The organism is Legionella sp. (assembly GCF_047605385.1).
Lineage (GTDB): Bacteria > Pseudomonadota > Gammaproteobacteria > Legionellales > Legionellaceae > Legionella.
In genome coordinates, this window is sequence record NZ_JASGFU010000064.1 from 1 (window position 1) to 13,805 (window position 13,805).

Sequence of the window (13,805 nt, forward strand, 5' to 3'; positions counted from 1 at the left end):
CGCGCGGTGGAGAGGGGAAGCCCGGTGAGCTCAATTAAATACCTGGGGAGTTACCAAAAAGCTTATATTTTATTAGATAACTACATAATTACTTACACTTATAACTCGCTTCACACCGCTAGCATCAATACTATAAACCGTATGCTAATACAAAATGCTTGTCCTAGTGAATTAACATATACTCACAAACATGATGATAGAGATAATTATTTGTTTAGCCCCATATTGGAGAAATATCGTAAGCGAGCTAATCACTTAGCTGATTTTCTTGTTGACTCGCGTTGTCCGAAAAAAATTAAAATCAATTTTTTATATAATAGCGGTAGTGAATTAGAATTTATTTTTGCTAAGTTAGCTTCGCAAAAAAGCCGTTCCAGTATACATTTTCAAATTAATTCACCTTTAAGTGAAAAAGAATTTGATGCATTAATTTCGCTATTACAAAGCTCAAATTGCCCTATAGATTTGCGTATTGATATCAATGTTTCAATTGATATAAGTCAATATTACAAAATCTTTGTGGTTGTAATGAATAATACAACCATACAAGGTTTGCAGTTGGGTTTTCATTTAGCAAATAATGAATTAGCTTCAGCTATATTGGAATATGAAGAAGAGCGTATTTTACAAAATAGCCGTCTTAACATGTATATCTTATCTTATGCCAATAACTTATATCCTGAACTAATTGATCGCATTAATCGATTCCAAAAAAAAAATGAATGTTTTAGGTTGCTTGGCTCTTCTTCAAGGAGCGAGGAATGAAAATCATAAACTATCTGCATTACCACTTGACCTATTAATTAAAATTTTTGATTTTACTCTCCAACCAGAAAAAACAATTGAGCAAAGAAAAGGTTATATAGCTAACATTTTAACTGCTCCTATCGGTAGTTTATTTAAAACCAAACCATTAGATACAGAAATATCAATGTTAATTAAAAAATACAAATTAGCCGATTCCAGTCAAGAAAGCTTGGAAAAAAGATTAAGAAATGCTGCTAATAACAATTATGTTGAAGATTTCAAGTTATTTATTAAACATGTTAAAAATATCAATGCGCAAGATAATAATCCTATAAGCCGTAAAACTGCTCTACAAAGGGCAACCGAAAAAGGCCATCTGGATTGCGTGAAGTTATTGCTCGAAGCAGGCGCTGCTCCTAATATTCATGAGCTTATAGAACAGCTAAATCCCCCAACAAAACTCAAATCATCATAGTGAAGTACAACAATGTTAACGACTTTAATGTAGTATTTGTAAGTAATGCTATGAACGCATGAGAGTGTGTCTTTTCCTTAGCTAGATTACCACAGCAAAATTTTTTTCTCTATTTCTTTGCGGTTCGAGAGCTTTTGCCATGGCTTTAATTTTAATAATCAGATTTTGAACAGCTATATGGAGTTTTCTCCTTATGAGCTGTCGCACTCCACTCATGTGTCTCATGATGCACGTAACTACTCTTATCCCGATTAAGTTTCAAGATTTAAATCAAGAGTTCCTGTTTTTAAGCGACGATGATCTTGTGCAATATAGGTATATATTGTTGGCACAACGAACAAGGTAAAGCAGGTACCAATCAATAAACCAGAGGCAATTACTAAGCCAATATCAAAACGACTTACCGCTCCTGCACCGCTAGCAATTAATAGCGGTAATACGCCAAAAACCATCGCGGCAGTGGTCATCAGAATTGGTCTTAAACGAATTGCCGCAGCTTCTTCAACAGCAGCGCGTTTATCCAGATTTTTTTCCCGCTGTAATTGATTGGCGAAATCAACGATTAAAATTCCATGTTTGGAAATTAAGCCAATTAACGTGATCAAACCTACTTGCGTATAAATATTAATGCTTGCTAATCCTAAATTTAAGGGGATTAATGCGCCACAAATGGACAGAGGTACACTGATTAACACGATGAGTGGGTCGCGGAAGCTTTCATATTGTGCTGATAAGACGAGGAAAATAATAATCATAGCAAAGATGAATGCAAAAACCAACGCATTGCCTTCTTGCATAAATTGTCTTGAGCCACCACCAAAATCATAAGTGAAGCCTTTAGGCAAAATATCGTTAGCGGTTTCTTGTAAAAAGCGCAATCCTTCACCTAAGGTTTTTCCAGGCATCATGATGGCCTGGATGGTTGCTGCATTAAGTTGTTGGAAGTGTGTTGCGGCATTAGGCGTTGTTTTTTCTGCTGTAGTGACCACAGTAGATAGTGGCACCATCATCCCATTAATGCTTTTCACATAAATATGTCCCAACTGCTCGGGAGACATTCGATAAGAGCGGCTCAATTGTGGAATTACCTGGTAACTTCGACCTTGCAAATTGAAGTAGTTAACGTAACTTCCTGATAAGGCACTGGTTAAGCTGCTACCAATAGCCTGCATGTCTAATCCCATTTCTGAGGCTTTAGAACGATTAATTGTGAGTTCAACCTGTGGTTGGTTAAATTTCAAAGTGTTATCCACGTAAATGAATAAACCACTGTTTTTCGCTTTTTCTGTCAGTTGCGTAGAGAGATTAAATAAACTTTGGAAGTCCTCTGAGGTTTTAATCACAAACTGTACAGGAGGACCACCACCGCCACCAGGTAAAGAGGGTGGAACAATGGCAAAGGCATTGAGTCCAGCAATTTGTGATAATTTATCTTGTAGTGGTTCTTTTAAGGCAAATTGGCTTTTACTACGCTGATCCCAGGGTTTCAATACCATACCTGAAACAGGTTGGCTGCTATTTACCGTGAAGAAATTTGAAGTTTCTGGGAAGCTTTTGTAGATCGTATCAAAAGGCCTGGTAAATGCTTCGATATAATTAATCGTGGCATATTGTGGTGCTGTAGCCATAACAAAGAAAAAGCCTTGGTCTTCATCGGGGGCTGTTTCTGCAGAGGTATGGGTATATAAATAAGGCAGCATTAAGATAACTACCCCGGCAAGTAATAACATTACTGCTCTTGTATCTAACAAACTGTGTAAAGTGCGTTGATATTTAGCCTTTAATTTATTAAAAAAGTTGTCGAGGAAACGTACGAACTTGCCATTGTTAATATTTGTAGACAATACTTTGGAACACATCATGGGTGACAAGGTTAACGCAATAACTCCTGAAATAATAACTGCGCAGGCCAACGTAAATGCAAATTCTTTAAATAGAGTGCCAGTTAATCCACCCATAAAACCAATAGGTGCATAAACGGCCGCCAAGGTAATGGTCATTGCTATTACGGGAGTGGCAATTTCGCGTGCACCAATTAATGCGGCATCAAAAGGATTTTTACCTTCTTCCATATGCCGGTGCACATTTTCTACAACCACAATTGCATCATCAACCACTAAACCAATTGCCAATACAAAAGCAAGCAGGGTAAGCAGGTTGATGCTATAGCCTAGAAAGAGCATCAAAGTACATACGCCTACTAAAGAAAGAGGGATGGTGACGACGGGAATTAACACTGAGCGCAGTGAACCTAAGAAGAGAAAAATAACAAGAATAACAATCACACCTGCTTCAACGATGGTATGTGTTACTTCTTCAATTGCAGCACGGATAAACTCTGTTGCATCATAAACAATAGTTCCGCTAAGCGAAGGAGGAAATTCTTTCATGATGGCTGGTAATACTTTTCGAGTTTCACTAATTACAGTAAGTGGGTTTGCAGTTGGTGTTGGGGTGATGGAAATAAATACTGCTTTTTTGCCGTTAAAGGTGACCGAACTGTCATAGCTTTGTGAGCCTAATTCAATCGTTGCAATATCGTGGAGGCGGATTATAGAACCTTTATTGCTTCTAACAATCAAATTACTAAATGCAGTGGTATCATTAAGATCCGTTTTGGCTGTAATATTTAATGCGACGTACTCCCCTTTTGTATTGCCTGCAGCAGTCAAGAAATTGTTTTTTGCCAACACGCCAGTCACATCAGAGGGTGTTACATTTAATGCCGCCATTTTGACTGGATCCAGGAAAATACGCATGGAATAGGTAGAGCCACCAAGAATTTCTGCTTTGGCTACACCGTCTACAGTTTGTAATTGAGGTTGCACCACGCGGGTTGCATAATCAGTAATTTGCTGTGGGGTCATTTTAGTACTGTCAAGACTGATATACATTAAGGCCGTTGACGAGTCTGATGTTTTTAAGATGACGGGTTGTTGAGCCTCTTTAGGTAATTGGTTTAGAGTTTGTTGTACTTTACTCATGACATCAGTAAAAGCGACTTGAGGGTTAAAGTTTAATTTTACATTTAAGGTAATTGTACTTAGGCCTTGAGTACTTGAGGAAGTCATATAATCAATACCTTCCGCACTGGCCACTGCATTTTCTAGAGGTGAGGTAATGAATCCGGCGATAAGATCTGCATCTGCACCTGGGTAGGCGGTAGTAATGGTGATGACGGTATTATCCATACGCGGGTATTGACGAATTTGCATCTTACTCATGGCATTAATACCAAAAAGGAAAATAAGCAAGCTAATTACCATGGCAAGAACAGGTCGTTTAATAAAGAGATCGGTAAATTTCATAAATTATCCTGACAAAAATAAATCGTAACCGTTTTGCTAAAGAGCAGTGTTGCTTTATATCTGGCTCCTTCTTCACTTTTAAAAAAGAAGCCTTTATATACAGGTTATTGCCCAAGCAATTTAGGATTGCTGGTGTCATTTAATTGGACATCATTATTGATTGCAACTAAAGTTCCATTTTGTAACTTGATTTCTCCGGCACTGACAACACGTTGTCCCGCATTCACTCCTGTTTTAATTACCGTATAATTTCCATGTTGTTCACCAGTAGTGACAAAAACGCGATTTACTGTTAATACATCAGTCCCATCCTTGTTTTTCTTTCCTTCTTTATCTTTTTCTATAATATACACTGAGTTACCGTACAAGCTGTACGATATGGCAGTTGATGGGACAATTATGGTATGTGCAATAGGGTGTTGGTCAATTTCAACCGCAGCAAACATTCCAGGCACAAATGCATATTGACGTACTTTATTCGCAGTATTTACTTCAGTGTTGCAAGAGAGAATTAGTTGCTTGCTGTTTGCTTCTTTGTGTGTTTTCACCAAAGAAGATTTTAGGGGATTTTTAATTGCATGCGAAGGGCAGTTAGCTAAGACACCTTGAACCAATACATTATGAGTATTTAGGTCCACTTTAGAATTCACCGCTGATACTTTGGCTTCAAACAGTACATTTGGGAATCCATCCAAGTAGAGAGTAATCTTTTGATTTATATGTACTTTTTTTCGAAATTGCTCCGGTAGATAAAATTCAATGTATAAAGGGTCTAAAGATTGTAGAGAAACAATTGCAGTTTGCCCTGGGCTGATAAATTGTCCTAGATTGACTTGACGAATGCCAAGACGTCCTGCAAAGGGGGCTTTAATGTGTTTTTGATTAATTTGTGCAAGAGTTTGCTCTACTTTAGCTTGTGCCTGTTCTAATGTCGCTTTTGCTTCATCCAGTGTAGAACTTGATGTAGCACCACGCTTAAATAAATCTGCTTGACGTTGATAACTTAATTTTTTTAATGTCAGATCCGATTGATTGAATTTTAACACTGCCTGGTCTACAGAATCATCCAAGGTGATCAAGGGCGCATCTTTATCAACGTATTGTCCTGAGTCAAAATCGATTTTAATGACATTTCCGGAAGTTTGCGAATTAACGTCAACACCATTAATAGCCACAAAATTACCGACAGTGTTAATTCTTGGTCGCCAATTAACTTCTTGGGCTACCGCAGAAGCAACAGAAACGGCAGGAGGCTGGTAGCTCGCAAAAAAGCGTTTAATCATGAATGCTTTTATCAGGTTGAATGCGATAATCCCGCCAAATACAATCAGCAGGCTTATTCCCATTATAGTCAAGCGTTTTCTCATTGCAGCTCCCTAATTCTAAAACGAGGCTAATATACCATGAATAGAGATATTTATTATCTAAATTGGTTTATTTTTTATTTATCCGTGGTTATAAAAATACCCTATTGACTAAAGACGATACTTTGTTACTATGCGACTTTCATTAAGAAAAAAGGGGAAGCCATGAAGTTGAAGTCTTTGTTATTTGTTATTTGTTTCGGTTTATTTAGTAACCTTTTTGCAGCAAATCTGCATTTGAATCCTAAATCAGATGCCGCTGATAAAAAATCCATTGCTAAAGAAACTTTGTATCCAGGTTATTGTCAAATAGAAATTATCAACGACAGTTTCACTGATGTGTATGTATACGGTACGTTTGATGATGGTAGTACTATTGATTTCAGTATTTACCGTTATGAAGCCCCTCATTACATTAGCTTATTTTACTATTTCTACTGTCATCCAGGTATGTATTTGACCATTCAATCTCCTTATGGAGTTGTTTATTCTGGTTTCACTAATGTAGATAGTACTGTTCATGTTGTTCCTTTTTGGGCAAAAGGCGCTAAAGCTGAAATTTCTAGTAGATAAGTAAAATTTTAAGTAGTAAGTTATTAATAGGGAAGTTACATGTATGTGTAGCTTCCCTTTTTTATTGAGGAGTTGTTTCTATGAAACGTGTAATACCTAGTCTTTTATTATTGCTTTTACTTACTTCCTGTGTTGCTCAAGAAGGATATTACGCGCCAGGTTATTACCCTCCACCACCACCTCCATATGTAGAAATACATCGTCATGATGAGTATCGTTTAGGACAACGCCATCATCACCATGAGAGACGGCCAGTGTCGCAGACGAGAGTTTATCAAAGCCGTAGAAATCCTCAGGTAAATGCTCATGGTCATGAGAGTCATCAAGCAGGAAGACAAGCAGTTGTGCAGCCACAATCACAACAGCCAGTTGTTGTACAACCTCGTAACCTCAGGAATGTGCGTCCAGCAGGTCAATCACCCGCAGTACAACATCCTGCAGAAGACCTGACAAATGTTGAAGAACATCATTAAAAAAACAACCAAATTCTCATGTGTCCCTGGCTTATCCAGGGATTCTTTGATGTTGTATAAATGTACCTCTAGTTCATATTCGTATCTAATTAAATTTTGTGGTAGTCTATTGACGCTTTTTTACTTCAAGGAACTTTATGTTTAATGGAAGTTATATCCTAGAAAATTTTGATAAAGAATTATTTCAAGCCATTGCTAATGAGCAACAGCGCCAGGAAGATCATATTGAATTAATTGCTTCAGAAAATTATGTGAGCCCATGTGTGTTAGAGGCTCAAGGTTCTGTGCTTACCAATAAATATGCTGAAGGTTACCCAGGAAAGCGTTATTATGGTGGCTGCGAATATGTTGATATTGCTGAAGACTTGGCTATTGCTCGTGCGAAAAAACTTTTTGGTGCTGATTATGTTAATGTTCAGCCCCATTCAGGATCGCAAGCTAATGCAGCAGTAATGATGGCTTTATTAGCTCCTGGCGATGTTATTTTGGGTATGGCTTTACCGCATGGTGGTCATTTAACCCACGGATCAAAAGTGAATTTTTCAGGCAAGCTTTATGAAGCAGTTTCTTATGGCGTTGATGAGCAAACTGGTTTAATTGATTATGATGCTTTGGAGCGTCTTGCTATAGAGCACAAACCGAAATTAATTATTGCTGGTTTTTCAGCTTATTCCCGAACCTTGAATTGGCCAAGATTTAGGGCAATTGCTGATAAGGTTGACGCCTATTTGATGGCGGATATTGCCCATGTTGCAGGTCTTATTGCCGTAGATTTATATCCTACTCCCATTGCCTATGCTGATGTAGTTACTACCACTACTCATAAAACCTTAAGAGGCCCACGTGGGGGAATGATTATGTGTCGTGCCAACGAAGAAATTGAGAAAAAATTAAATTCCTCAGTGTTTCCTGGTATGCAAGGTGGCCCATTAATGCATGTAATTGCTGCGAAAGCGGTGGCATTTGCAGAAGCATTATTACCTGAGTTCAAGACTTATCAAGAACAAGTACTTGCTAATGCACGAACTATGAGTTCAGCATTAATTAGTCGAGGTTATAATATTGTTTCTGGTGGCACTGATAATCATTTAATCCTAGTTGATTTAATTAATAAAGACATCACCGGTAAGGATGCGGATGCAGCATTAAGTCGCGCTAATATTACGGTAAATAAAAATTCAGTACCTAATGATCCGCGCTCACCTTTTGTTACTAGTGGTTTGCGTTTGGGGACTCCAGCGGTAACTACTCGCGGATTTAAAGAGAAAGAGATTACTCTTTTATCAAATTGGGTAGCGGATATTCTTGATGATATTAACAATGAAGCGACTATTGCAAAGGTTAAAGAAAACGTATTGCGTTTGTGTCGTGAATTTCCAGTGTACAGGTAATCATGTATTGTCCCTTTTGTCATGCAGAAGAAACTAAAGTTGTTGATTCGCGTTTAGTGGCTGATGGTGCTCAAGTACGTAGAAGACGAGAGTGTCTTGAATGTCATGAGCGTTTTACTACATTTGAAACGGCTGAATTGATTATGCCATCAATTATTAAACGTGATGGCAGACGAGAGCCATTCAGTATTAATAATTTACGCTCGGGTATGTTGCGTGCTTTGGAAAAAAGGCCAGTGAGTGTTGATGCGTTGGAAGACGCAATCATTGCCATTACTCAAAAAATCCGTCGTCGCGGTGAGCGTGAAATTGATTCTCGTCTCGTTGGCGAACTAGTAATGAATGCTTTGTTTAGTCTGGACCATGTTGCCTATGTGCGTTTTGCTTCGGTATATAAACGTTTTAAAGACGTAAGCGATTTTAGACAAACAATAGATGAGATGAAAAAAGAGTAATGTAACATTTTTATCACTTCAAAGAGGTCAAGCATTGGAACAATTTCGTATCAAGCATCCAGCTATCATCCACTAATTTCATATGCGTGCCGAGCGCTGCTTGTTTAAAATCGTTAAACAAAACCTCAGGGGCATAAGAAATCACCAGAACTTCTTGCTGCAGATAGCGAAGGCATTGAGAAATCGTGCGTTTTTTCTGGCAGGAGCAGGCAAGGTTCATGAGAACAACGTTAAATGGTTCTTCATTTATCAATTGTTCTACTTGCGCCATTTTATTCACATGTTCTACAGTGCAGCCAAGGTAAGCAAACAAACGCAACACCAGTAATGAGGTGAATCGATTATTATCAATTAACAAAATATGAGTCAAGCAATTTAGCATGCATTTCTCCAACAGGAGTTCCTTGTTGATGAACATCAGCAAAGAAGGCATGCTGTGCGCGCTGCACGAGCAAATGGCGTTGGCGAAAATCAATGAGCGACTGCGAAACTCTCTTGACTTCCTGCCAACAGAACATTGCGTCGCACATATCAGAATAATCACGCATTACGCAAATTGTAACGCGCGAGAAATATGATACACTTGTACTTAGCCATGATTCTAGTTTCAGCTAGGATTATGGTTAGTGCAGCGCTGGTGCGTCAACACCGGCGCAGCACGCCTTAAGCATTAGTTTAGGATTCTTTCTACTTAAAAGTCAACCAATATCATAGGCCTATTGACGTATAGGGGAGACCCTGAGAAGCATTGCCATTAAGTTAAGAAATATGGCTGATTGCCTACGTCCCGCGAACAAGTCGCAGGACGTAGGCAATAAAAAATTGGCTTAAACTTAATGGCAGTGACCCTGAGAAGATGGTGATTATCTCTCAGGAACAAGTCGCAAAATATAGTTCGAAGGAAAAATAAAAGGATTTTTATTCGCAATAAATAAGCAAAAAAAATTCATGAGGTTATAGTGGAAAAGCAGTCAATAAGCGGTAAAAGAAAAGCACGAAAATTAGCACTTCAGGCACTTTATCAATGGTTAATGTCTGGAAGCGAATTACATGAAATTGAAGCTCAGTTTCGCGTAATCAATAACATGGAGAAAGTTGATGTTGATTATTTTTGCCGTCTACTTTATGGTATTCCAGAACATGTTAAAGAGTTGGAGCAGCATTTTGCACCTTTTTTAGACAACAGAGGAGTACACAATTTAAATCCCATCGAGCTGACAGTACTGCGTATTAGTACGTTTGAACTGTTTCATTGCCCAGAAATTCCTTATAAAGTTGTTCTTGATGAGTCGGTATCATTGACAAAAAAATTTGGATCTCAAGACGGTTATCGTTATGTCAATGGTGTATTAAATAACCTGGCAAAACATGCTCGTTCCATAGAGATCAGTCTTGATAATGAATGAATTTTCTTTGATCGATAAGTATTTTAAACATTTGAGCCTAAAACGCGAAGATGTCTTATTGGGTATTGGTGATGATGCTGCCTGTTTACGTATTGCAGATGGCATGAGTTTATTAGTGAGTACGGATACTTTGGTGGCGAATGTGCACTTTTTAGCGCAATGGGCGCCTTATGATATTGCTTATCGTTCAGTAATGGTTAATGTCAGTGATATAGCCGCGATGGGTGCGCAACCTTGCTGGGTCACTTTAGCCTTAACCTTACCAGAAATGAATGCGGATTGGCTAAGCGAATTTGCACGTGGATTAAATGATGCTTTAGGGCAATTTAATATTGCTTTGGTTGGTGGAGATACCACACATGGGCCCTTATCAATTACCTTAACTATTTTTGGGCAAGTACCGCACGGGCAAGAATTACGCCGTAGAGGAGCAAAACCTGGTGATGTTATTTTTGTTTCGGGAATGATTGGTGCGGCAGCTTTAGCAGTTAAGCTATTAGATGTTCAGGATATTGATGCAAAAAATAAGGCTGAATTGATGCAGAAACTTTTGTCTCCCAAACCAAGAGTTGATTTAAGTAACTATTTAAGGGCCACAGCATCGGCAGCAATTGATATTTCCGATGGCTTGAGTGCCGATTTAAATCATCTGTGTGTTGCCAGTGGTGTTGGCGCATATCTTGATGCGCAAGCAATCCCGCTGCATCCCTTAATTAGTAAATACTGTGCTGAGAAAGCAATTGACTTGGCCCTCACAGGGGGTGATGATTATGAATTATGTTTTACTGTCCCTGAGGGAAAAGTGGCCGCGTTGATGACTGCTCTGAAAAAAGCAGAATTAATCTGTTATCCTATTGGGGTTATTGAAGCACAGCCTGGATTGAGGATGAAGACAGGTACTAATCACTGCGAAGAATTAATTCCATATGGTTATACGCATTTTTAGAATGTAAGTATAAGTAGGTCTTTTCTCATGAGAACAATGATGAATCAGATAAATTTAGCACAACGTGTATGGCAAGATCCGATTTACTTTATTGCCTTTGGTTTTGGTAGTGGTTTGATGCCTACAGCACCAGGTACCTGGGGTACTTTAGCCGCACTTCCTCTTTATTTATTGCTAATGAATAGTCATTGGGTTGCATACCTGATAATTACGACACTAGCTTTTGTTCTTGGCGTTTGGGTTTGTGATAAAGTGACTAAGGATTTAGGTGTTCATGATTACAAAGGTATTGTGTGGGATGAAGTTGTTGGTTATCTATTAACCATGTTTTTAGCACCGTCCGGTTTTAAATGGATGTTGTGTGGCTTTATTCTATTTAGAATTTTTGATATTTGGAAACCTCAACCTATACACTATGTTGATCAAAAAGTACGTGGCGGGTTTGGGATTATGTTGGATGACGTATTGGCGGCAATACCTGCTTGGATTGTAATGCAATTATTAGCCTGGAGTTTCACATCATGAATGAAAATCACAAGGAACTCATTAGTATGGGTTTAACTGTAGCAATAATTTGTCTTACATTGTTTATAATTCACCGTTTTATTCCATCGATGGTGTGGGCTGCAATTATTGTGATTGCGACTTATCCTTTATATAAAAGATGGCGGCACTTTTTTGGTGAGCGGAACACGCTTTCTGCTTTGTTATTTACCACATTGATTGGTTTATTATTCTTATTACCTTTAAGTTGGTTAGTGCGTATTCTTATTAAAGAAATACAATATTTTATTAATTTTCTCCAAAATACGAATCAGCTCGGAGGCGCTGCTCCAGATTTTCTTAAAGATTTGCCATTTTTTGGCAACGATCTGATTACTTACTGGGATAATAATATTGGCAAACCAGGAAAAATTAAAGATTTCCTTTCCAATATTCACTTATCATTAACACCTACTAGTTATTATGTGAAACAAATTGGCACAAATTTAGCAAACCGCAGCGTGCAGATTGGTTTTACTTTATTAACGTTATTTTTCTTTTATCGTGATGGCGATAAGATTCTTAATGAAGTGTATGAGGTTGGTGAGTATTGTCTTGGGCAACGCTGGTTTCGTTATGCGGATCGGTTACCCAAAGCTTTAAGTGCAACCGTGAATGGCACTATTGTTGTTGGTTTGGGTGTTGGTGTATTGATGGGCATTTGCTATGGTTTAGTTGGTTTTCCTGCGCCTACCTTGACAGGATTTATTACCGCATTGGCAGCAATGATTCCTTTTGTTGTACCTTTTGTTTTTGTTACTGTTGCACTTATTTTATTCTCCGTTGGTAGCCTAGTCGGAGCATTGATTGTTTTAGTTTGGGGGACTTTGGTGATGTTTGTTGCTGATCACTTTGTCAAACCAGTGCTTATTGGTGGCGCCATTGAATTACCATTTTTAGCGGTATTATTTGGTATTTTAGGCGGGGTAGAAACTTTAGGCTTGCTTGGGCTATTTTTAGGGCCAGTAATCATGGTTCTATTTGTTACTCTGTGGCAAGAGCCGCAAGTTGTACCTTATGCTAAAAAATCGGTGAAATTATATTGATCCTTTTGTCATTGTAACATGGGCGAAGGGTTACGTCCCGCGACTTGTTCGCGGGATCCAGCTACGAAGTCAGATTTCTGGATTGTGCGAACACGTTGTGGAACGTAGGCAATCAGCTATATTCTTTAACTTTAATAGCAGTGACCCTCGCCCTAAGACAAGAAATTACTTATACGATACGCAATCAAATCGATAAATAATCCCCGCATTTCCCATATGCGCTTGGAATGACCTACCAAAATGATTATTGTTTGAAGTAGCTGCATATCGATAATCAGCATTAATTGCATAATTTTCTGAAAAGTTATATGTCAACCCCACAGTTCCCTGGTAAGCAAAAGAATTACCATTCTCTTTAAAGAATGTTGAAAGCACAGGGCCAGTGCTTCGCAATGTTGTTTCAAGAAAACCATAACCGATACCGACACCCAAAAATGGAGAGATTGAATCCAGCATTTCGGGAAAATCATAGTAAAGATTTGCCATTAATAGGTTTTGGTTAAGGCGGCCGCCAACATTAGGCAGAGTAATATGATTAAGTCGGAAGCGGTTGGGGTTAGCACTAATGTAAGTATACTCAAATTCATAACGAATTGGGTTGCTTTGAAAGCCAATGCGCCCACCCACATTGTAACCATCACGATAACTGACATTGGAAAGAAAAAAACCATAATTCCCAGTACGTATGTTTGAGGGTAGATAAGTGTAACCACCAAATGCACTGAGGTACCATCCATCAACTGCCGGCGCTGCAGCAGCAATGCTAGAAGCGAGTAACGCTGTAGAAAAAAATGCAAATTTCATGAACATCCCTTGGTTATTATTCTGTGACAAATCATGTTATCGCTTTACCTTAAATTTGCAAGTCTTTGCTCATTAAAAATCCATATTAATAAGTCAGTTACAGTATTTAAAAATAAAAACCAAATAATAAGAAAAAAGTAACTCCCCAGGTATTTAATTGAGCTCACCGGGCTTCCCCTCTCCACCGCGCGCAGCGTGGGGGAGAGGGATCAAGGGTGAGGGGATTAAATAGTGTCGCGAAGCGACTTCATTTTATTCGGTAGCAAGTTCTGGA

General features: G+C 38.5%; 15 protein-coding genes. 10 read left to right on the plus strand and 5 right to left on the minus strand.

Going from position 1 to position 13,805, the window contains the following annotated elements; translation table 11 throughout:
* On the plus strand, window positions 1-765 hold a 765-nt coding region (locus QM652_RS11870; RefSeq protein ID WP_415076064.1), incomplete at its 5' end, for a hypothetical protein.
* On the plus strand, window positions 719-1,222 hold the full coding sequence (locus tag QM652_RS11875; RefSeq protein ID WP_415076066.1) for an ankyrin repeat domain-containing protein: 504 nt from the start codon (window positions 719-721) through the stop codon (window positions 1,220-1,222). The genes QM652_RS11870 and QM652_RS11875, both read left to right, overlap by 47 nt.
* A 251-nt stretch (window positions 1,223-1,473) precedes the next feature.
* Here the strand turns inward: QM652_RS11875 and QM652_RS11880 are convergent, their stop codons facing one another.
* On the minus strand, window positions 1,474-4,530 hold the full coding sequence (locus QM652_RS11880) for an efflux RND transporter permease subunit (RefSeq protein WP_415076068.1): 3,057 nt from the start codon (window positions 4,528-4,530) through the stop codon (window positions 1,474-1,476).
* Between the two features lie 104 nt (window positions 4,531-4,634).
* The gene (locus QM652_RS11885; protein WP_415076070.1) at window positions 4,635-5,897 is read right to left on the minus strand and encodes an efflux RND transporter periplasmic adaptor subunit; all 1,263 of its coding nucleotides are present in this window, start codon (window positions 5,895-5,897) and stop codon (window positions 4,635-4,637) included.
* A 162-nt stretch (window positions 5,898-6,059) separates the two neighbouring features.
* Here QM652_RS11885 and QM652_RS11890 point away from each other — a divergent pair, with 162 nt between their 5' ends.
* From QM652_RS11890 to nrdR, 4 genes are all read left to right on the plus strand, one after another.
* A complete protein-coding gene (locus tag QM652_RS11890) occupies window positions 6,060-6,467 on the plus strand; it encodes a hypothetical protein (RefSeq protein ID WP_415076072.1) in 408 nt (135 codons plus the stop codon).
* A gap of 80 nt (window positions 6,468-6,547) precedes the next feature.
* Window positions 6,548-6,940: a hypothetical protein gene (locus QM652_RS11895; RefSeq protein WP_415076074.1), complete on the plus strand. Its 393-nt coding sequence runs from the start codon at window positions 6,548-6,550 to the stop codon at window positions 6,938-6,940.
* Between the two features lie 137 nt (window positions 6,941-7,077).
* Complete coding sequence (glyA, locus tag QM652_RS11900) at window positions 7,078-8,331, plus strand: serine hydroxymethyltransferase (protein WP_415076076.1); 1,254 nt, start codon at window positions 7,078-7,080, stop codon at window positions 8,329-8,331.
* 2 nt (window positions 8,332-8,333) lie between these two features.
* Complete coding sequence (gene nrdR, locus QM652_RS11905; RefSeq protein WP_415076078.1) at window positions 8,334-8,786, plus strand: transcriptional regulator NrdR; 453 nt, start codon at window positions 8,334-8,336, stop codon at window positions 8,784-8,786.
* A 13-nt stretch (window positions 8,787-8,799) separates the two neighbouring features.
* Here nrdR and QM652_RS11910 read toward each other — a convergent pair whose 3' ends face one another.
* Window positions 8,800-9,168 (minus strand): hypothetical protein, encoded by a 369-nt coding sequence (locus tag QM652_RS11910; RefSeq protein ID WP_415076080.1) that lies wholly within the window; start codon window positions 9,166-9,168, stop codon window positions 8,800-8,802.
* Entirely contained in the window at window positions 9,134-9,304 is a 171-nt protein-coding gene (locus QM652_RS11915; RefSeq protein WP_415076082.1) for a hypothetical protein, read from the minus strand. The genes QM652_RS11910 and QM652_RS11915 overlap by 35 nt, the downstream gene beginning before the upstream one ends.
* A gap of 441 nt (window positions 9,305-9,745) precedes the next feature.
* Here QM652_RS11915 and nusB point away from each other — a divergent pair, with 441 nt between their 5' ends.
* From nusB to QM652_RS11935, 4 genes are read left to right on the plus strand one after another with little or no spacing between them, the layout of a single operon-like run.
* Window positions 9,746-10,192, plus strand: a complete 447-nt coding sequence (nusB, locus tag QM652_RS11920; protein ID WP_415076084.1) for a transcription antitermination factor NusB — start codon at window positions 9,746-9,748, stop codon at window positions 10,190-10,192.
* Window positions 10,185-11,138, plus strand: coding sequence for a thiamine-phosphate kinase (gene thiL / locus QM652_RS11925; protein ID WP_415076086.1), 954 nt, complete (start codon window positions 10,185-10,187; stop codon window positions 11,136-11,138). Before nusB ends, thiL begins: the two co-directional genes overlap by 8 nt.
* 39 nt (window positions 11,139-11,177) lie before the next feature.
* Window positions 11,178-11,663 carry a phosphatidylglycerophosphatase A gene (locus QM652_RS11930; RefSeq protein ID WP_415076092.1) on the plus strand — a complete coding sequence of 162 codons (486 nt, stop codon included), beginning with the start codon at window positions 11,178-11,180 and terminating at the stop codon, window positions 11,661-11,663.
* Window positions 11,660-12,727 (plus strand): AI-2E family transporter, encoded by a 1,068-nt coding sequence (locus QM652_RS11935; protein ID WP_415076088.1) that lies wholly within the window; start codon window positions 11,660-11,662, stop codon window positions 12,725-12,727. The genes QM652_RS11930 and QM652_RS11935 overlap by 4 nt, the downstream gene beginning before the upstream one ends.
* 165 nt (window positions 12,728-12,892) lie before the next feature.
* Here the strand turns inward: QM652_RS11935 and QM652_RS11940 are convergent, their stop codons facing one another.
* A complete protein-coding gene (locus QM652_RS11940; RefSeq protein ID WP_415076090.1) occupies window positions 12,893-13,531 on the minus strand; it encodes an outer membrane protein in 639 nt (212 codons plus the stop codon).
* Window positions 13,532-13,805 lie beyond the last annotated feature (274 nt).